We start from the raw sequence: 18142 nt of genomic DNA on the forward strand, positions 1-18142 counted from the left end.
GTCAACAACGTCCGACGGGCACTGCTCCAGGAAGGACACCACCGTGAACAAGTCTCAGCTCATCGACACGCTCGCCGAGCGTTTCGAGGGGAACCGCAAGCAGGCGACGCACGCCCTCGACTCGGTCCTCGACACCATCACCCGCGAGGTGGCCAAGGGCGAGAAGGTGGCGATCCAGGGGTTCGGGTCCTTCGAGAAGAAGGTCCTCGGCACCCGCAAGGGCGCGAAGAAGCAGGCCGGCAAGAAGTCCTCGTCGGGCACGCAGGAGGCCGTGCCGAGGTTCAAGCCGGCCTCGGACCTCAAGGCCGTCGTGTCCGGGGTCAAGAAGCTGCCCGAGCTGACGGTGGCCGCCGGCTCCTCGGCGGTCTCGGTCGCGACCGCCCCGGCGCGTGCCGCGGCCAAGGCGGCTCGCAAGACCGTGAAGGGGTCGTCCAAGAAGAAGACCGCCGCGGGGAAGGCGTCCACCGCCGCGGAGGCGGCGACCGAGGCCGGTTCCGCCGCCGCGGGTAGTGCTGCGGTCGAGGCCCAGAAGACCGCCGCCGCGGCGAAGAAGGCCGCCGCCTCGGTGACCGAGACGTCGACCGCGAAGAAGGCGCCGGCGAAGAAGGCGACGGCGAAGAAGGCGACGGCGAAGAAGGCGACGCCCGCCACGAAGGCGCCGGCGAAGAAGACCACGGCGAAGAAGACCGCGGCGACGACGTCGACCGCAGCCGGGTCCACGGCGAAGAAGTCGGCACCGGCGAAGAAGTCCACGCCGGCGAAGAAGGCCACGTCCACGACGTCCTCCAGCCCGGCGCCGGCGAAAAAGGCCACTCCGGCGAAGAAGGCCACGCCGGCCAAGAAGGCCACGTCGGCGACGCCGGCCCCGTCGACTACGCCAGCCCCGACGACCTCCGGTGGGTCGACGTCCGGCGGCTCCACGACCGACGGTTCAGGCAGCGGGACCGGTTCCGCTGCGTCCCCGACGCCGAGCGGCGGTGGCGGCTCGTCCAGCTGACGGCGCGCCGCCCCGCCGCTCAGGCGAGCGGGGCGGCCACCGCGGCGGTGTGGGTCCCGACGCCGAGCGACAGCGCACGGCGCAGGTCGGCCCGGTCGTCGACGTCGCAGCGCAGGGTGGCGAGGCCGCCGGTCACGGCCCGGGCGCCGGAGGCCTGGTGCGCCAGTCGCGAGCCCACCCCGAAGCGGGGGGCGAACTCGGCGTACGGCGCGGTGTAGAGGGTGGTGCCGACCTCGACGGCGTCGGCCACGAACCACGCGCCCCCCGTCGAGGCCACCCGGAGGGCGGCGCCGAGGTCGTCGGGCCGCAGTGCGGGCAGGTCGGCGCAGATCGCCACCGGCTGCAGGTGCGGCCACCGGCGCCGCGCCTCGAGCGCGGCCTGCTGCAGGGTCGCGTTCAGGTCGTGGGTGTCGCCGTCCGGCATGCTCGCGCACCCCAGGGCCACGAGGTCGCGCGAGAACGCCGCGTCGTCGGTGACGACGAGGACCTCCGCCACCTCGGGGCACGCCACCACGGCCGTCACGGTGTCCAGGGCGAACGCCCCGGCGAGGTCTCGGCGCCGGACGTCCTCGACGTCTCCCAGCCGGGACTTCCCCACACGCGGAGGCTTGACGGGCAGGATCGCCACGAACGAGGTGGAGGGCGGGTCGGGCGGGTCGTGGGAGGCCATCGCCACGATCCTCTCAGGTCACCGTCGCCGACGGGAGCGCACCGTCGTCGCGTCGGAGCGTCCGGGCCGGCCTGGCGGCGGTAGCCTGCGTCCCGACCGGCGCGCCGGTCCGCGCCCCCGGCCGGAGGCGTGGAGGGAGGGAGAACGTGAGCGTCCGCAAGCTGCAGCAACGACGGGGCTGGGCCTTCACCGTCATCGTCGCGCTCGTCAAGCCGGTCCTGCTGGTCCTGACCCGACGCCGGTGGATCGACGGCGAGCACATCCCGGCCACGGGCGGGTGCGTGGTGGTCGTCAACCACCTCTCGCACGTCGACCCCCTGACGGCCGCGCACCTCGTCTACGACCACGGCCGCCTCCCGCGCTACCTGGCCAAGTCCGGGCTCTTCCGCACCCGCGTGCTCGGTACCTTCCTCCGCGCGGCCGGCCAGATCCCCGTGGAGCGAGCGACGAGCAGCGCGGTCGGTGCGTACGCCGCCGCGGTCGAGGCGGTCCGCGCCGGCGAGTGCGTGGTCGTCTACCCCGAGGGCACGATCACGCGCGACCCCGACCTGTGGCCGATGACCGGCAAGTCGGGTGCGGCGCGGATCGCGCTGGAGACCGGCTGCCCGGTCGTCCCGGTGGGCCAGTGGGGTCCGCAGGACCTGCTCGCGCCCTACTCCCACAAGCCCTCGCTGCTGCCGCGCACGCTGGTGACGATGAAGGTGGGGCGGCCCCTGGACCTGGCGCACCTGGCCGACCGGCCCGTGACCGCGCGGCACGTCGCGCAGGCCACCCAGCAGATCATGGACGCCATCACCGGCCTCGTGGCCGACATCCGGGGCGAGCAGCCGCCCGCGGACCGCTTCGACCTGCGACGGCACCGTGCCGAGCAGGCCCGGGAGGACGGAGCCTCGTGACGACCGACGCAGCAACCCCGCAGAGCCACGGCAAGGTCGCCGTCTTCAGTGCCGGTTCGTGGGGCACCGCCTTCTCGATCGTGCTCGCCGACGCCGGCAACGAGGTGGCGCTCTGGTCGCGCCGCCCCGAGCAGGCCGAGGCGATCAACCGGGACCGTGAGAACGCGGACTACCTGCCCGGCATCGAGCTCCCCCGCGGGGTCAGCGCCACCTCCGACGTGGCCCGCGCGCTCGAGGGAGCCGAGGTGGTCGTCCTGGCCACGCCCTCCCAGAGCCTGCGCGAGAACCTCGCCGGCTGGGCGCCGCACGTGCCGGACGACGCGGTCTTCCTGTCGTTGATGAAGGGCGTCGAGCTGGGCAACGTGAAGCGGATGAGCGAGGTGATCGCCGAGGTGACCGGTGCCGGGCCGGAGAGGATCGGCGTCCTCAGCGGGCCCAACCTCGCCAAGGAGATCGCCCGGCGCGAACCGGCGGCCTCGGTGGTCGCCTGCGCCGACGAGGAGGTCGCGCGCCGGCTCCAGGCCCGCTGCCACACCGCGGCCTTCCGGCCCTACACCAGCGTCGACGTGGTCGGGTGCGAGATCGGCGGCGCCTACAAGAACGTCGTCGCGCTCTGCGTCGGGATGGCCGTCGGGCTGGGCTTCGGCGACAACACGACCGCCTCGCTGATCACGCGAGGACTGGCGGAGACGGCGCGACTGGCCACGCGGATGGGAGCGAACCCGCTGACCCTGATGGGCCTGGCCGGTCTCGGTGACCTGGTGGCCACCTGCTCCTCACCGCTCTCGCGGAACCGGACCTTCGGCGAGAAGCTCGGCCAGGGCATGTCGACCGAGGAGATCCTCGCCTCGACCCGGCAGGTGGCCGAGGGCGCGAAGTCGTGCTCGTCGCTGCTGGCGCTCGCCAACAGCTGGGGCGTCGACGCCCCGATCGCCGACCAGGTCGACGCCGTGGTCGCCGGCCGTACGACGCCCTTCGACATGATGGACGCCTTCATCAACCGCGACCCCAAGGCCGAGACCGACTGACCCGGCCCGGGTCGCGGGGTGCCGGGACAGGACAGCAGCGGATCGCTGTCACCTGGTGGCAGCGATCCGCTGCTGTCCTGCGACTGTCCTGCGACGGCTGACGGCTGACGGCCGACGTCCCAGGGACCCGGACCGTCGGCGGCCCGTCAGCGTGGCCCGGGCAGGTCGTCGACCAGCCCGTCCCGCTCCTGCCACCAGCGTGCCGCGCCGCGGACCTCGTCGGGGTACTCGTCGGCGTGGGCCACCTTGTCCAGCCACGGGTCCTGGGTCATCCCGGCCGCGTAGAGCGCCCGCCGACGGTGGCCGCGGGCCATCAGGACGTCCAGCACCTCGCGCTCGACGCGCTGGCCGCCGTGCGCCAGCAGCACCGCGCGGGCGGAGAGGTCCGCGACGTCGCCGGCGGCCAGCGCCGGCATCGTGCCGAGGCCCGGGCTGGGGGCCATCTGGGCGAGACGGAACAGGATGGTGTGCCGGTCGCGGTCGGAGGCCTCACGCACGGCGTGGTCGTGCAGCACCTCGACGACGCGGTGGGCGAAGGGGACGGCCACCAGCAGCATGGTCGCGGTGAAGTGGTGGCGGGGCCGCTGGTCGTGGATGACCTCGAACAGCAGCCGGGCCAGCAACGGACGGTCGGGCAGGTTGTCAGGCTCGGCGACTCGCTCCGCCAGCTCGGTGGCGGTGCGCCACCTCCGGTCGGCCTGGGTGCGCTCGCCCAGGGCGACGCGTGACGCCGCGGGGGCCGGCGGCCGGGACAACCGGGCGGTCACGGCCTGCGCCTGGCGCTCCGGCAGCGAGGTCACCACGCCGGACAGCGTGTGGTGCCACCCGGCGTCGGCGCGCGCGACGGCCCGCTCGTAGGCCGCGACGAGCGGGTCCACCAGCAGGTCCCAGTGCTCGGGCTCGCCGCCGCCGGTGGCGGCCACGTCCAGCAGCGCGTGGGAGGCCGCACGCACCGCCATCGGACGGTGGTCGGCGAGCAGCTCGGCCGCCCAGCGCAGCACCTCCGGGGTGGGGCGGTCGGCCGTGGCCGAGACGGTGTCGACGAGCACCTGCGCGTGCGGGTCCGCCACGGCGCGGCGGGCCGCCTCGAGCACGAGGTGCCCGTACGGGCTGGTCCGGAGCAGGCTGAGCGCCTCGTAGCGGGTGACGTAGGCGGTGCCGACGCTGCGGCCCAGCTCGTCGACCAGCTCGTCCAACCAGGGGGCCGCCACCCAGGTCGGGAAGCCGCGAGCCTCCGGCGCCGTGATCGCGCGGGCCCACGAGAGCCACGCGCCACCGCTGCGCCGGGGGTGGCGGACCCGCTCCCCGCGCTCGGAGATCTCCTCCACCCCGAGGTGGCCGCCGCCGATCGCCCGGCTCGCGTCGTCGCGGTCCGGCGGACCTCCCGGGAGCGTGCGGCACAGCACGTCGACCGGAGCCCGCAGCTGGCCCTCGCGGAGCCCGAGGGCGCGCTCGTAGCCGTCGATGATGCGTCCGTGACGGACCTTGCCGTTCTCGACCTCGGACATCAGCCGGGCGTGGGTACGCACACCCGTGGCGCGCAGGGCAGTGCCCACGGCGGCCTGGCTGTGGCCGCCGCCGGCGGTCAGGCGCGCCATCCGGAGCAGCCAGGCCACCCGGGACGCGACGTTGACGCGATCGGACCCGAGAGACGAGTCGTCGCGCAGTGGAGTGAGCGGTGCCGGCACGTGAAACCCCCATTTTTCCCGGGTCGGACGACAAGAAAGATGCCAAAAGTCCTGTCCGGGTCAGGCGATGTTCCGCTTCTGGTCCGCCGTAGAAATATTCGGCGCCGTCCTCAGACCAGGTCGTCCAGGCAGCGGCGCAGGTCGGCCCAGAGGTCCTCGACGTCCTCGATGCCCACCGACAACCGGACCAGGCCCTCGGGGATGGTGGGCGCCTCCCCCTTCCACCGGCGACGGCGCTCCAGCGTGGACTCGACCCCGCCGAGGGACGTCGCGTGCACCCACAGGCGGGTCTTGCGGGGGAGGAGGTCGGCTGCCAGCTCGCCCTGGGCCAGCACGGCCGAGACGATGCCGCCGAAGCCGGGGTAGCGCACCTCGGCGACCGCGGGGTGCTCGCGGAGGCGCTCGACCAGCACCTGCGCGTTGGCCTGGGCCCGCTCGACGCGCAGGTGCAGCGTGCGCAGGCCGCGCAGCGCCAGCCAGGCCTCCAGCGTGCCCGGCACCGCGCCGGCGAGGTCGCGGCGCTTCTTCAGCACGTCGAAGAGCGCGTCGTCCCGGGTCACCACCGCCCCGATCAGGGCGTCGCTGTGGCCGGCGAGGTACTTGGTCGCCGAGTGCAGCACGAGGTCGACGCCGTCCTCGAGCGGACGGCGCAGGACCGGCGTGGCGAAGGTGTTGTCGGCGACGACGTACGCCCCGGCCGCGTGCGCGGCCTCGGTCACGGCGCGCACGTCGGTGACCTCGAGAGCAGGGTTGGTGGGGGACTCCACCCACACCAGCGCGGCGTCCTCGCAGGCGGCGCGGGTGGCGTCGAGGTCGGTCATGTCGACCAGGACGCTGCGCGCGCGGCCGCGGGCCTCCAGGTCGCCGAGGTAGGCCACGCTGCCCAGGTAGGCGTGCTGCGGCATCACCACGCGCGCGTCCTGCCCGACCAGGTCCAGCACGGTCGACACCGCCGCCATCCCGGAGGAGAACGCCAGGCAGCGGCCGCCCTCGAGGGCGCCGAGGGCGGCCTCGAAGGCCTGCCAGGTGGGGTTGCCGTACCGGCCGTACTCCCGGTCGCCGCCCGCGACGTAGGTCGAGGCCATCGTCAGCGGCTCGTTCAGCGGCGCGTCGGGGTCGTCCTTCGGGCGGCCGGCGGTCACCGCCAGCGTGGCGGGGTGCAGCGGTCGGTCGGCGGGTGCGGGCACGGGCGCGTCGTCGGGCATCCCCCGATCCTAGGAACGCTAGGGTCCGTGCGGTGACCCCGGAGCCCCCCGCGCCTGGACAGAGCCCCAAGCCACGCGTCGCCGTCGTGTTCGGCGGACGATCCAGCGAGCACGCGATCTCCTGCGTCACCGCGGGCAGCGTGCTGGCTGCGATCGACCCCGAGGCGTACGAGGTGGTCCCGGTCGGCATCGCGCCCGACGGGCGGTGGGTGCTGGAGTCCGGCGACCCCGAGCGGCTGCGGATCACCACGCCCGACGCGCTCCCCGCCGTCGACGCCGGGGGCGCGTCCCTCAGCCTGGCGCCCGGCGGCGACCCGGACGGCCGCGCGGGACTGGTCGTCACCGATCCCGGGTCCCCGCCCCGCGCCCTCGGTGAGGTGGACGTGGTGTTCCCGCTGCTGCACGGGCCCTGGGGCGAGGACGGCACGCTGCAGGGCATGCTCGAGATGTCGGGCGTCCGCTACGTCGGTGCCGGCGTCCTGGCCTCCGCGGTCGGCATGGACAAGGCCTACCTCAAGGTGGTGCTCCGGGACGCCGGGCTGCCGGTGATGCCGAGCGTCACGGTCACCCGCGCCGCCTGGCAGGCCGACGCCGCCGACGTGCTCGGCCGCCTGCGCGGGCTCGCCGACGACGGGGCCGGCGCGCGCCGGCCGGTCTTCGTCAAGCCGGCCCGTGGCGGGTCCAGCATGGGGATCGCCAAGGTCGGTGACGTCACCGACACCGACGCCGTGCGCCGCGCGCTCGAGGGCGCCTTCGAGCACGACCCGAAGGTGCTGGTCGAGCTGGCCGCCGAGGGTGCCCGCGAGGTCGAGTGCGGCGTCCTGGACCGCCTCCCCGACGGTACGGGCGGATCCGGGGCGGGCGGATCCGGTGCGGGACCGGAGACGAGCGTCCCGGCGGAGGTGCTGGTCGGTGACGACCACGACTTCTACGACTTCGAGGCCAAGTACCTGCCCGAGCAGTCCACCCGCACCGTGATCCCGGCCGACCTGGACCCGGCGCTCACGGCCCGGGTCCGGACGCTCTCGGCGCGGGCCTTCGCCGCGGTCGGCTGCGAGGGCCTGGCCCGGGTCGACTTCTTCGTGATGCCGGACGGGTCCCTGGTGGTGAACGAGATCAACACGATGCCGGGGTTCACCCCGACCTCGATGTTCCCGCAGATGTGGGCGGCGACGGGCCTGTCCTACCCGGACCTCGTCGACCGGTTGATCCGGCTCGCGCTGGCCCGGGGCACCGGTCTGCGCTGAGGCCCGGCCGGACGCCGGACGCCGGACGCCGTGCGCCGCACGCCGTGCGCCGGAGGCCGGGAGGTCCGGCTCAGCGACAGGCGTCGACGAGCTCGGTCGCGTCCAGGACCGGGCCGGCGACCTCGGCGGCGACCGAGGAGCCACCCATCGGCCAGTACTCCGCCGGCACGATTAGCGAGACCCGCGGGCGGTAGCCGACGGCAGTCAGGGTGACCTCGGTCGGCTCGTCCTGCAGGTCGGCGTCGTCGACGAACCAGCCCACGCCGTCGATCTCCTGGCAGAGCTGGAACCGGTCGTAGCCCTCGGGGGCGTCCACGCCGCAGGTGACGACCACCGCCGGGTCGCCCCAGGCCGCCGCCGTCGCGTCGGCCGGATCGACCTCGACCCGGTCCAGGCCGTCCTCGCCGAGGTCCTCGAGCCGGTCGGGCAGCGCCTCGACCAGCCGCTCGCAGGCAGCCTGCTGCGCGGGGTCCAGGTCAGGCACGTCGACGTCGACCGGCCCGGAGCAGCCGCCCACGGCGAGCACGACGCCGAGGGCGGCCGCCACGGCGGCCGCGGCACGGCCGCTCGGGCGCGACCGGGTCACCTCGGGAGGCGGGTCAGATGTGGACGACGGGGCAGGTCAGCGTGCGCGTGATCCCGTCGAGGTTCTGCACCCGCGAGACCACGAGCTGGCCGAGCTCGTCGACGTTGCGGGCCTCGGCGCGCACGATCACGTCGTACGGGCCCGTGACGTCCTCGGCCAGCGTGACGCCCTTGACCTGCGCGATGGCGGCAGCGACCTCGGCGGCCTTGCCGACGTCGGTCTGGATCAGGATGTAGGCCTGGACGACCATGGGGATCTCCTCGTTGAGACGGGTGGGTCGTCGCGGCCCCGGGAGCCACGACGGGTCGACCACGCGGGTGGCGACCCGGGTCAACCTACCGCGCAGCGGCCTCTGGTGGGATGGGGGTCATGGCCCTCCCCGCTGACGCCACGCTCGCCGACGTCGGGGAGTTCGGACTCATCTCCGAGCTCACCGCGCTCTTCCCCCAGGGCGAGCACGTCCTGGTGGGTCCGGGGGACGACGCGGCGGTCCTGCGGGTGCGCACCGGGCACGTCGTGGTGTCCACCGACCTGATGGTCGAGGGACGCCACTTCCGTCGCGACTGGGCCTCCGGCGCCGACGTCGGCCACCGCGCGGCGGCACAGAACATCTCCGACATCAACGCGATGGGTGGTCGGGCTACGTCGCTGACCATCGGCCTGGCCGCGCCGGCCGACCTGCCGGCCGCCTGGGCGCTCGACCTCGCCGCCGGTTTCGCCGAGGAGTGCGGCCTGGTCGGGGCCAGCATCGTCGGCGGCGACCTCACGCGCGCCGACCAGGTCGTGGTCGCGGTGACGGTGCTCGGCACCTGCACGCAGTCGCCGGTGCTCCGCTCGGGCGCGGAGCCGGGCGACCTGCTGGCCCTGGTCGGCCGGCAGGGCTGGGCCGCCGGCGGCCTCACCGTGCTCTCCCGCGGGTTCCGCTCGCCCCGGGTGCTCGTCGACGCCTACCGGCGCCCGACCCCGCCGTACGACGCCGGGCCCGCCGCGGCCGAGGCCGGCGCGACGTCGATGATCGACGTCTCCGACGGGCTGCTGTCGGAGGTCGGACACCTCGCCGCTGGCTCGGGCGTCGCGATCGACGTGCGGACCGCGACGCTGGAGGTGGCCGAGCCGCTGGTCACCGTCGGGGCGGCGCTCGGTGCCGAGCCGCTGTCGTTCGTCCTCGGCGGCGGCGACGACCACGGCCTGCTGGCGACGTTCCCGCCCGGCCAGGTCCCCGACGGCTGGACGGTCGTGGGGGAGGTGCTCGACGGCGGTACGCCCGGCGAGGTCACCGTCGACGGCGCCGCCTACGAGGGCGCCACGGGGTGGACCCACTTCTGAGGAGCCCGTGGCAGCAGCCCCCCACGACGCACGAAGGCCGCCTCCCGACGAGTCGGGGGCGGCCTCAGCGGACGGGCAGGGTCAGCGGGTGACCTTGCCGGCCTTGATGCAGCGGGTGCAGACGTTGAGACGCTTCGGGGTCCCGTTCACGGTGGCGCGGACCCGCTGGATGTTCGGGTCGAAACGGCGCTTGGTGATCTTGCGCGACCAGGGGCGGTTGTTGCCGAAGGTCGGCTTCTTGTCGCAGAGGTCGCAGACGGCAGCCACGGGTTTGTCTCCTGAACGGTTCGGTGAAAAGAGTGTGAGCCCGACGACGGGCAACCGCCCTAGCGTATCTGACGAGCGAGCAGGCGTCGAAATCGTGCGGCGGCGGCCGGTGGCCGAGCACCACGGACGTCGGTGCCCCACCCTACGCTGGCCCTCGCCATGGAAGAGATCCCGCTGGAGGGCACGATCGCGCTGCGCACGCTCGCACGCTTCGTCGACCTCGCCACCGACGCCCTGGGAGCGGCGCGGGAGGAGATCGACGCCCTCAACGTCTACCCGGTGCCCGACGGCGACACCGGCACCAACCTGCACCTCACCGTCTCGGCCGCCCGGGACGCTCTCACGGCGGCCCGCGAGGCCGACGCGGGCCGCGAGGCGGCGCTGACCGCCCTGGCCCGAGGGGCGCTGCTCGGCGCCCGCGGCAACTCCGGGGTCGTCCTGAGCGAGATGCTGGGGGAGGTCGTGCGCCGCATCGGACGGGCCCGCGCCGACGAGCGTGGCGCGGTGGTGATGGCCGAGGCGCTGGAGCGTGCCGCCGACGCGGCCTACGCCGCCGTGGGCACCCCGGTCGAGGGCACCATGCTGAGCGTGGCGCGGGCGGCCGCCGACGCCGCGGTCGAGCGCGCCTCGGACCCCGACGCCCGGACCGGCGCGGTCGTCACCGCTGCCGCCGCCGCGGCCCGCGCCGCGCTCGCCCGCACGCCCGAGCAGCTCGACGTGCTGGCCCGCGCCGGCGTGGTCGACGCCGGCGGGCGCGGGCTGTGCGTCCTGCTGGACGCCGCCGAGACGGCCTCGACGGGCCGCCGCCCGCCGCGTCCGCCGCGGGGCCCCCGGATCCCCGTCCCGGTGCCGACGCCCGTCCCCGCGACCGGCCCCGCGACCGGCCCCGCGACCGTCCCCGCGACCGTCCCCGCGACCGGGCCCGACGACGGCGACGGGGACGTCCCGGCCGCCGGTGCGGACCTGCACGAGGACGGGCCGTCGTACGAGGTGATGTACCTCCTCGACGCCCCGGCCGAGGCGGTGCCCGTGCTGCGCGAGCGGTTGGCCGCGCTCGGGGACTCGCTCGTGGTCGTGGGCGGCGAGGGCCTGTGGAACGTGCACGTCCACGTCGACGACGTCGGTGCCGCCGTCGAGGCCGGGATCGAGGCCGGGCGTCCCCACCGGGTCCGGGTCACCCACTTCGCCGAGCAGGTCGTGACGCCCCGCACCCCTCCCGGTCTCGACGGGGGCCGTGCCGGCCGTGCGGTCGTCGCGGTCGCCGCCGGTCCCGGCCTGGACCGGCTGTTCGCCGACGCCGGCGCCACGGTGGTGCGCGGCGGTCCCGGCCACCAGCCGTCCAGCGCCGAGGTGCTCGCCGCGATCACCGGGTGCGGGGCGTCCGAGGTGGTGGTGCTCGCCAACGACGTCGACGCGGTCCGGGTCGCCCGCGCCGCCGCGGAGGCCGCGGAGGCCGACTCCGGCCTGCGGGTCGCGGTCATCCCGACCGAGGCGCAGGTGCAGGGCCTGGCCGCGATGGCGGTGCACGAGCCCGGCCGCTCCTTCGACCGCGACGTCGTGGAGATGACCGCCACGGCACGCCACGTGCGGCACGGCGCGATCACGGTGGCCACCGAGCGGGCGATGACGATGGCCGGGCCCTGCGCGCCGGGGGACGTGCTCGGCATGGTCGCGGGCGACTACGTCGTGGTCGGCGACGACGCCCACGCGGTGGCCACCGACGTGCTCGGGCGCCTGCTGGCCGGTGGCGGTGAGCTGGTCACGGTCGTGGTCGGCGATCCCGCGGCCGCGCCGCCCGACCTCGGGGAGCGCACCGCTGCGTGGCTGGCCGCCGAGCACCCCGTGGTCGACGTCACCGTCTTCGACGGTGGCCAGGACCGGTACGCGCTGATGCTGGCGGTGGAGTGAGCGTGCGGGCCGTCCGGGCCGGGCGCGGGAGGAGGACGACGTGATCGCGCTGAGCACCCCGGTCGCCGCGGTGATGGGGGACAAGAAGGCCAAGCGGGAGAAGGTCGAGAAGGGCCTCGGCCTGCGCACGGTCGGCGACCTGCTCGCCCACCACCCGCGCCGCTACCTGCGCACCGGGGAGCTGACCCGGGTGGCCGACCTGCAGGAGGGGCAGCTGCTGACGGTGATCGGGGAGATCGTCCACAGCAAGGTGCACTCCTACACCGACCGCCGCACCGGCAAGCCGGCCTTCCGGCTGGAGACGCGGCTCAGGACCTCCGGGCCGTCGCTCTCGATGACGTTCTTCGCCAAGAGCGCGCACGTCTCGAAGTGGCAGGCCGGGCGCCTGGAGGTCGGCCGGACCGGCCTCTTCCTGGGCAAGGCCGGTCGCTTCCGCGACGAGTGGCAGCTGACCAACCCCACGATGCTGGTCTTCGGCTGGGTCGACGAGGAGGAGACCCGGGCCACGGCCGACCAGATCCGCGGGCTCTACCCGCTCTACCCGCTGACCAGGGGTGTCGACCACTGGGACCTCCAGCGGGCCGTCACCTTCGCGCGCTCCGTGGTCGACGAGCTGCCCGAGGTCGTCCCGCCGGCGGTGCGCGAGCGCTACGACGTGCTCGACGCCCACCAGGCACTGGAGTGGATCCACGCCCCCGACGAGCAGGACCAGGTGGCGCGGGCGCGGCGCCGCTACCGGTTCGAGGAGGCCCTGGTCACCCAGGTCGTCCTCGGTCGGCGGCGGCGGGCCGTGATGGCCCTGGGCGCGCGGCCCCGCGACGGCGGCGACGGCGAGCTGCTGGCCGCCTTCGACGCCCGGCTGCCCTTCGAGCTCACCGGGGGGCAGCAGCGGATCGGCGACGAGGTCGCCGCCGACCTGGCCCGCCCGCACCCGATGAGCCGGCTGCTGCAGGGCGAGGTCGGCTCCGGCAAGACCCTCGTCGCGCTGCGGGCGATGCTGCGCGTGGTCGACTCCGGCGGGCAGGCGGCCCTGCTGGCCCCGACCGAGGTGCTCGCCCAGCAGCACCACCGCTCGATCAGCGCCATGCTCGGGGACCTCGCCGACGGCGGGGCCCTGGGCAGCCCCGCGGGGGCCACCCGGGTCGAGCTGCTGACCGGGTCGATGAGCACCGCGCGGCGCCGCGAGACCCTGCTGCGCCTGGCCAGCGGCGAGGCCGGGCTCGTCGTCGGCACCCACGCCCTGCTCGAGGACCGGGTCTCCTTCGCCGACCTCGGCCTCGTGGTGGTCGACGAGCAGCACCGCTTCGGCGTCGAGCAGCGTGCTGCGCTCACCGACAAGGCCGGCACCCCGCCGCACGTGCTGGTGATGACGGCGACCCCGATCCCCAGGACGGTCGCGATGACCGTCTTCGGCGACCTCGAGGTCTCCACGCTGCGCGAGCTGCCCGCCGGTCGGGCGCCGGTGCAGACGACCGCGGTGTACCTGACCGACAACCCCGACTGGCTGGACCGGGTCTGGAAGCGGGTCGCCGAGGAGGTCGCGGCCGGGCACCGCGTCTACGTGGTGTGCCCCCGGATCAGCCCGGACGTCCAGGAGCCGGGCCAGCACGACGCCCCCGAGGAGCTGCCGGAGGTCGACCCGTTCGAGGACGACCTCTTCGACGACCCCGAGGGCGGCCCCCCGCCCCCGCCGCGGGTGCCGCCCCCGCCTCCGGCCGCTGTCGACGAGGTCGCCGCGATGCTGCGCGAGGGCCCGCTGCGCGGCCTGCGCGTCGGGGTGCTGCACGGGCGGATGCCGGCCGACGAGAAGGACCGGCAGATGACCGCCTTCGCCGCCGGCACCACCGACGTCCTCGTGGCCACCACCGTCGTCGAGGTCGGCGTCGACGTCCCCGAGGCCACCGCGATGGTGCTGCTCGACGCGGACCGGTTCGGCGTCTCGCAGCTGCACCAGCTGCGCGGACGCGTCGGGCGCGGCGGGCTGCCCGGCCTGTGCCTGCTCATCTCCCACGCGCTCCCCGGCACCCCGGCGCGCGAGCGCCTGGACGCCGTCGCCGGCACCCGGGACGGCTTCGAGCTGAGCCGGGTGGACCTCGAGCAGCGCCGCGAGGGCGACGTCCTCGGCCGTTCCCAGGCGGGGGGCCGCTCGGGGCTGCAGGTGCTGCGCGTGCTGCGCGACGAGCAGACGATCACCGAGGCCCGCGAGGCCGCCGAGGACCTGCTCGACACCGACCCCGGGCTGAGCGGCGCGCCCGACCTGGCCCGTGCCGTCGAGGAACTCGAGCGCTCGACGGCCTCGGACTACATGGACAAGTCGTGACCCGGGTCATCGCGGGCAGCGCCGGCGGGCGTCGCCTCCGCACCCCGCCCGGCGACCGCACCCGCCCCACCAGCGACCGGGTGCGGGAGGCGCTCTTCTCGGCGCTCGAGGTGGTCTGGGGCGGCTGGGGCGGCCTGCGGGTCCTCGACCTGTACGCCGGGTCCGGCGCGCTCGGCCTGGAGACGCTGTCGCGCGGAGCGGCGGCGCTGACCGCCGTCGAGCACGACCGCGCGACCGCCCGGCTCGTGGCCGGCAACGCCCGCGACCTCGGTCTCGGCGGGCTCACCGAGGTCGTCACGGGCTCCGTCGGCACGGTCCTGGACCGGGGGCCGGGGGAGCGGGCCGCCTTCGACCTGGTGCTGGCCGACCCGCCGTACCCCCGCTCGGAGGAGGACCTCGCCCGCGACCTCCGGGCCCTGCCCGCCTGGCTGGCCGACGACGCGCTCGTCGTCCTCGAGCGCTCCTCGCGCAGCCCCGAACCGCCCTGGCCGACCGGGTGGGAGGCCGAGCGCTCCCGGCGCTACGGCGAGACCGTGCTCTGGTACGGTCGCGCCGCCCTGCCGTCGAGACCCGAGGACGCGTGATGAGCCGCGCCGTGTGCCCCGGCACCTTCGACCCCGTCCACCACGGTCACCTCGACGTGGTCACCCGCGCCGCCCGCCTCTTCGACGAGGTCGTCGTCGCCGTCGGGGTGAACCCCTCGAAGAACCGCCTCTTCGACGACGGCGAGCGGATCGCGATGCTGGAGCGGGCCTGCGCCGACCTGCCCGGCGTCCGCGTGATCGGCTTCACCGGGCTGCTCACCGACCTGTGCGCCGAGCAGGACGCCCAGGCGCTGGTCAAGGGGCTGCGCGGCGCGGGGGACTTCGAGTACGAGGCCCAGATGGCCGGCATGAACGCCCGCCAGACCGGCGTCGACACGGTCTTCCTGCCCACCGACCCGCGGTGGTCGTTCGTGGCCTCCAGCCTCCTCAAGGAGGTCGCCGGCCTCGGCGGCGACGTCCGGGGCCTGCTGCCCGACTTCGTCCACGAGGCACTCCTCGACCGGCTCGCCGAGCGGGCGGCGCGGAGCGAGCGATGAGTCCCGGGCAGGGCGTTTTGCCCGGTCACCGGCCGGGCGCGTAGGCTCGTCTCTTGATCTGCCCCGTCTGGACCGGAAAGTGAAGACCCTGAGCACCCTGGACCCGCGAGCGCCGCTCGTGCTCGACACCCGCGAGCTCGGCCGTCGACCCGGGTCCCAGCGCGAGGTGTCCCGCACCGCCCCGGCGCCGGCAGATCTGGGCATCGAGGTCCTCTCGGTCGTCGAAGGGTCACCGGTCGAGCTCGACCTGCGGCTCGAGGCGGTCATGGAGGGCGTCCTGGTCACCGGGACCGCGCACGCCGACCTCGTCGGCGAGTGCGTGCGGTGCCTGGAGCCGCTGCACGACGAGATCGACGTGGACCTGCAGGACCTGTTCGTCTACGCCGACAAGCACGACCAGCGTGCCCCGGACGACGACGACCAGGACGTCCGGGTGCTGGAGGACGACCTGCTCGACCTGGAGCCGCTGCTGCGGGACGCGGTGGTGCTCGCACTACCCTTCCAACCGTTGTGCCGCGACGACTGCCCCGGCCTGTGCCCCGACTGCGGGACGCGCCTGGCGGACGACCCGGACCACCACCACGAGGACCCGATCGACCCGCGGTGGGCCGGCCTCACCGCCCTGGCGGAGCCCGAGAAGCCCTGAGGCGCGCCGCACCACCCTGATCACACCCCGCACCACCGCCCCACCGACCGAGAACCGCACCAGGAGCCCGTCCGGGTCCCTGGCTAGCTGAGGAGAAGAAGATGGCTGTCCCGAAGCGCAAGATGTCGCGCAGCAACACGCGGCACCGCCGCTCGCAGTGGAAGGCCGTGGCGCCGACCCTGGTCACGTGCGCCAACCCGGCCTGCGGCGAGCAGCACCTGCCCCACCGTGCCTGCTCGGCCTGCGGCCAGTACGGCGCCCGCGGCGCCCGCCGCCAGGTGCTCTGAGCCGGACCCCGCGCTGACCACCTACCCGGCTCTGCGCTCGGCGCTCGGCGATCCCGTCCTGGACGCCGGGCTGCTCGAGCGCGCCCTCACGCACCGCTCGTACGCCTACGAGCACGGGGGCCTGCCGACCAACGAGCGGCTGGAGTTCCTCGGTGACTCCGTGCTCGGCGTGGTGGTCACCGAGACGCTCTACCTGACCCACCCCGACCTGTCCGAGGGGCGGCTGGCCAAGCTCCGCGCGGCCGTCGTCAACGCCCGGGCCCTGGCCGGGGTGGGTCGGCAGATCGGTGTCGGCGAGCACGTGAAGCTGGGCCGCGGCGAGGAGGCCACCGGTGGCCGGGAGAAGGCCTCGATCCTCTCCGACACCGTCGAGGCACTGATCGGCGCGATCCACCTCAGCGGCGGCGGCCTGGAGGCCTCCGCTCAGGTCGTCCACATGCTCTTCGACCCGCTGATGGAGCAGGCCTCCGCGCTGGGCGCCGGCCTCGACTGGAAGACGTCGCTGCAGGAGCTCTCCGCCGAGCTCGGCCTCGGCGTGCCGGAGTACGTCATCGAGGACGACGGGCCGGACCACATGAAGACCTTCACCGCCCAGGTCCGTGTCGGCGACGCGCTCTACGGCAACGGTGCGGGCCGGTCGAAGAAGGAGGCCGAGCAGTCGGCCGCCGAGACCGCCTACGGCGAGCTCGCACCGGCCGCCGGCGAGCCGCTGGCGGTCACCCCGGTCGTCACCCCCGCGTCGCCCGTCCCCTCCGGCGACTGACGGCGCGTGCCGGAGCTCCCCGAGGTCGAGGTCGTCCGCGCCGGGCTCGAGCGCCACGTCGTGGGCCGCACCGTCGAGCGGGTCGAGGTGCTGCACCCCCGCCCGGTGCGGCGCGACCCCGGTGGGCCCGAGGGCTTCGCCGCCGCGCTGAGCGGGCGTGTCATCGAGGGCGCCCGGCGCCGCGGCAAGTACCTGTGGCTGCCGCTCGACGGCGGTGACGCCCTGCTCGGACACCTCGGGATGAGCGGTCAGATGCTCGTCCAGCCCCGCGACGCCGCTCCGGAGCGGCACCTGCGGGTGCGGATGGTGCTCGACGGGCCCCGCGAGCTCCGGTTCGTCGACCAGCGGATGTTCGGCGGCCTGTCGATGTCGCCCGGGGGCGCCGAGCTGCCGCCGGAGATCGCCCACATCGCGCGCGACCCGATCGACCCGGCGTTCGACGACGCCGAGTTCGTGGCCCGGCTGCGCCGACGCACCTCGGGGGTCAAGCGGCTGCTGCTCGACCAGGGGCTGGTCTCCGGCGTCGGCAACATCTACGCCGACGAGTCCCTGTGGCGCAGCCGCCTGCACGGCGAGCGCCCCGGCGACGGGCTCACGCGCGCCCAGGCCTGGGAGCTGCTCGGTCACGTCCGGGCGGTGATGGGGGAGGCGCTGGCCCAGGGCGGCACCTCCTTCGACGCGCTCTACGTCAACGTCAACGGCCAGTCCGGCTACTTCGACCGCTCCCTCGACGCCTACGGCCAGGAGGGTCGGCCCTGCCGACGGTGCGGGACCCCGATCCGCCGGGTCGCCTTCATGAACCGCTCGTCGTTCTTCTGCGGGGTCTGCCAGCCCGTCCCGCGTCGGCGCCGGGTCCGCCCGGCGACTGCCGCGGTCCCGGATTGACCCTGGACAGGACCGGTGTCACCCTGGTAGACGGCCCCTCCACGGGTCCGATGGACGTGAACCGAAGGGACCGAGCCGATGGCCAAGGCACTGACCGGCTACCTCACCACGCAGGCGCCCGACCCCCACCTGCGCGGCGACAACGCCCGGCTGCGGGCCCGCGTGGCCGAGCTGGAGCAGCTGGTGCTGCGCCTCAGCGAGGAGAACGACCGGCTCGTGGCGGCGCGCGCCGCCGAGCTGCTGGACGGCCCGTCCGGGTCGTTCGAGCAGCTCCAGCCCGTCTGACCCGCCCGCCTGCGACGCGCGTGGGCGTACCGGCGGTAGCGTGAGCCGCGGCTGAGC

General features: G+C 75.0%; 20 protein-coding genes. 14 read left to right on the forward strand and 6 right to left on the reverse strand.

Annotation, left to right across the window (positions count from 1 at the left end):
* The first annotated feature begins 43 nt into the window (after nt 1–43).
* Nucleotides 44–997 (forward strand): HU family DNA-binding protein, encoded by a 954-nt coding sequence (locus ENKNEFLB_RS06690; protein ID WP_214058480.1) that lies wholly within the window; start codon nt 44–46, stop codon nt 995–997.
* Between the two features lie 19 nt (nt 998–1016).
* Here ENKNEFLB_RS06690 and cofC read toward each other — a convergent pair whose 3' ends face one another.
* On the reverse strand, nt 1017–1667 hold the full coding sequence (gene cofC / locus ENKNEFLB_RS06695; protein ID WP_214058481.1) for a 2-phospho-L-lactate guanylyltransferase: 651 nt from the start codon (nt 1665–1667) through the stop codon (nt 1017–1019).
* A 146-nt stretch (nt 1668–1813) separates the two neighbouring features.
* Here cofC and ENKNEFLB_RS06700 point away from each other — a divergent pair, with 146 nt between their 5' ends.
* Together ENKNEFLB_RS06700 and ENKNEFLB_RS06705 are read left to right on the forward strand one after the other, a co-directional pair.
* Nucleotides 1814–2563: a lysophospholipid acyltransferase family protein gene (locus ENKNEFLB_RS06700; RefSeq protein WP_214058482.1), complete on the forward strand. Its 750-nt coding sequence runs from the start codon at nt 1814–1816 to the stop codon at nt 2561–2563.
* The gene (locus tag ENKNEFLB_RS06705; RefSeq protein WP_214058483.1) at nt 2560–3591 is read left to right on the forward strand and encodes an NAD(P)H-dependent glycerol-3-phosphate dehydrogenase; all 1032 of its coding nucleotides are present in this window, start codon (nt 2560–2562) and stop codon (nt 3589–3591) included. The genes ENKNEFLB_RS06700 and ENKNEFLB_RS06705 overlap by 4 nt, the downstream gene beginning before the upstream one ends.
* A 146-nt stretch (nt 3592–3737) precedes the next feature.
* On the opposite strand, the gene ENKNEFLB_RS06710 is transcribed toward ENKNEFLB_RS06705, so the two are convergent.
* Together ENKNEFLB_RS06710 and ENKNEFLB_RS06715 are read right to left on the reverse strand one after the other, a co-directional pair.
* Nucleotides 3738–5207 (reverse strand): hypothetical protein, encoded by a 1470-nt coding sequence (locus ENKNEFLB_RS06710; RefSeq protein WP_214058484.1) that lies wholly within the window; start codon nt 5205–5207, stop codon nt 3738–3740.
* 182 nt (nt 5208–5389) lie between these two features.
* Nucleotides 5390–6484 (reverse strand): trans-sulfuration enzyme family protein, encoded by a 1095-nt coding sequence (locus tag ENKNEFLB_RS06715; protein WP_214058485.1) that lies wholly within the window; start codon nt 6482–6484, stop codon nt 5390–5392.
* A 32-nt stretch (nt 6485–6516) separates the two neighbouring features.
* Here ENKNEFLB_RS06715 and ENKNEFLB_RS06720 point away from each other — a divergent pair, with 32 nt between their 5' ends.
* Complete coding sequence (locus ENKNEFLB_RS06720) at nt 6517–7731, forward strand: D-alanine--D-alanine ligase family protein (protein WP_214058486.1); 1215 nt, start codon at nt 6517–6519, stop codon at nt 7729–7731.
* A gap of 70 nt (nt 7732–7801) precedes the next feature.
* Here the strand turns inward: ENKNEFLB_RS06720 and ENKNEFLB_RS06725 are convergent, their stop codons facing one another.
* Together ENKNEFLB_RS06725 and ENKNEFLB_RS06730 are read right to left on the reverse strand one after the other, a co-directional pair.
* Nucleotides 7802–8317 carry a DUF3515 domain-containing protein gene (locus ENKNEFLB_RS06725; protein ID WP_214058487.1) on the reverse strand — a complete coding sequence of 172 codons (516 nt, stop codon included), beginning with the start codon at nt 8315–8317 and terminating at the stop codon, nt 7802–7804.
* 13 nt (nt 8318–8330) lie between these two features.
* Nucleotides 8331–8567, reverse strand: a complete 237-nt coding sequence (locus ENKNEFLB_RS06730) for an Lrp/AsnC ligand binding domain-containing protein (protein ID WP_160008430.1) — start codon at nt 8565–8567, stop codon at nt 8331–8333.
* Nucleotides 8568–8686: 119 nt separating this feature from the next.
* Between ENKNEFLB_RS06730 and ENKNEFLB_RS06735 the strand changes: the two genes are divergently transcribed.
* Nucleotides 8687–9643: a thiamine-phosphate kinase gene (locus tag ENKNEFLB_RS06735; protein WP_214058488.1), complete on the forward strand. Its 957-nt coding sequence runs from the start codon at nt 8687–8689 to the stop codon at nt 9641–9643.
* 81 nt (nt 9644–9724) lie between these two features.
* Here ENKNEFLB_RS06735 and rpmB read toward each other — a convergent pair whose 3' ends face one another.
* The gene (rpmB, locus tag ENKNEFLB_RS06740; RefSeq protein ID WP_160008424.1) at nt 9725–9910 is read right to left on the reverse strand and encodes a 50S ribosomal protein L28; all 186 of its coding nucleotides are present in this window, start codon (nt 9908–9910) and stop codon (nt 9725–9727) included.
* A gap of 159 nt (nt 9911–10069) precedes the next feature.
* On the opposite strand from rpmB, the gene ENKNEFLB_RS06745 reads away from it, so the two are divergent.
* The 9 genes from ENKNEFLB_RS06745 to ENKNEFLB_RS06785 all read left to right on the forward strand — a co-directional run bounded on the left by ENKNEFLB_RS06745 (nt 10070) and on the right by ENKNEFLB_RS06785 (nt 18085).
* The gene (locus tag ENKNEFLB_RS06745) at nt 10070–11818 is read left to right on the forward strand and encodes a DAK2 domain-containing protein (protein WP_214058489.1); all 1749 of its coding nucleotides are present in this window, start codon (nt 10070–10072) and stop codon (nt 11816–11818) included.
* A 40-nt stretch (nt 11819–11858) separates the two neighbouring features.
* Nucleotides 11859–14138 carry an ATP-dependent DNA helicase RecG gene (locus tag ENKNEFLB_RS06750; protein ID WP_246535880.1) on the forward strand — a complete coding sequence of 760 codons (2280 nt, stop codon included), beginning with the start codon at nt 11859–11861 and terminating at the stop codon, nt 14136–14138.
* Entirely contained in the window at nt 14135–14722 is a 588-nt protein-coding gene (gene rsmD, locus ENKNEFLB_RS06755) for a 16S rRNA (guanine(966)-N(2))-methyltransferase RsmD (protein ID WP_214058490.1), read from the forward strand. The genes ENKNEFLB_RS06750 and rsmD overlap by 4 nt, the downstream gene beginning before the upstream one ends.
* A complete protein-coding gene (coaD, locus tag ENKNEFLB_RS06760) occupies nt 14722–15219 on the forward strand; it encodes a pantetheine-phosphate adenylyltransferase (RefSeq protein ID WP_214058491.1) in 498 nt (165 codons plus the stop codon). The genes rsmD and coaD overlap by 1 nt, the downstream gene beginning before the upstream one ends.
* Nucleotides 15220–15307: 88 nt before the next feature.
* Nucleotides 15308–15865, forward strand: a complete 558-nt coding sequence (locus ENKNEFLB_RS06765) for a YceD family protein (protein ID WP_214059356.1) — start codon at nt 15308–15310, stop codon at nt 15863–15865.
* A gap of 101 nt (nt 15866–15966) precedes the next feature.
* Nucleotides 15967–16152: a 50S ribosomal protein L32 gene (gene rpmF, locus ENKNEFLB_RS06770; RefSeq protein WP_160008418.1), complete on the forward strand. Its 186-nt coding sequence runs from the start codon at nt 15967–15969 to the stop codon at nt 16150–16152.
* A complete protein-coding gene (gene rnc / locus ENKNEFLB_RS06775) occupies nt 16094–16915 on the forward strand; it encodes a ribonuclease III (protein ID WP_420830529.1) in 822 nt (273 codons plus the stop codon). Before rpmF ends, rnc begins: the two co-directional genes overlap by 59 nt.
* A gap of 6 nt (nt 16916–16921) precedes the next feature.
* A complete protein-coding gene (gene mutM / locus ENKNEFLB_RS06780) occupies nt 16922–17800 on the forward strand; it encodes a bifunctional DNA-formamidopyrimidine glycosylase/DNA-(apurinic or apyrimidinic site) lyase (protein WP_214058492.1) in 879 nt (292 codons plus the stop codon).
* Nucleotides 17801–17878: 78 nt separating this feature from the next.
* Nucleotides 17879–18085 (forward strand): hypothetical protein, encoded by a 207-nt coding sequence (locus ENKNEFLB_RS06785; RefSeq protein WP_214058493.1) that lies wholly within the window; start codon nt 17879–17881, stop codon nt 18083–18085.
* The last annotated feature ends 57 nt before the right edge of the window (nt 18086–18142 follow it).

It is taken from the genome of Nocardioides aquaticus (assembly GCF_018459925.1).
GTDB lineage: Bacteria > Actinomycetota > Actinomycetes > Propionibacteriales > Nocardioidaceae > Nocardioides > Nocardioides aquaticus.

Coding starts and splice junctions, on each gene's coding strand:
- cofC (WP_214058481.1), bottom strand. CDS start 1,667: ATGGCCTCCCACGACCCGCCCGACCCGCCCTCCACCTCGTTCGTGGCG.
- ENKNEFLB_RS06715 (WP_214058485.1), bottom strand. CDS start 6,484: ATGCCCGACGACGCGCCCGTGCCCGCACCCGCCGACCGACCGCTGCAC.
- ENKNEFLB_RS06730 (WP_160008430.1), bottom strand. CDS start 8,567: ATGGTCGTCCAGGCCTACATCCTGATCCAGACCGACGTCGGCAAGGCC.
- ENKNEFLB_RS06735 (WP_214058488.1), top strand. CDS start 8,687: ATGGCCCTCCCCGCTGACGCCACGCTCGCCGACGTCGGGGAGTTCGGA.
- ENKNEFLB_RS06745 (WP_214058489.1), top strand. CDS start 10,070: ATGGAAGAGATCCCGCTGGAGGGCACGATCGCGCTGCGCACGCTCGCA.
- coaD (WP_214058491.1), top strand. CDS start 14,722: ATGAGCCGCGCCGTGTGCCCCGGCACCTTCGACCCCGTCCACCACGGT.
- rpmF (WP_160008418.1), top strand. CDS start 15,967: ATGGCTGTCCCGAAGCGCAAGATGTCGCGCAGCAACACGCGGCACCGC.
- ENKNEFLB_RS06785 (WP_214058493.1), top strand. CDS start 17,879: ATGGCCAAGGCACTGACCGGCTACCTCACCACGCAGGCGCCCGACCCC.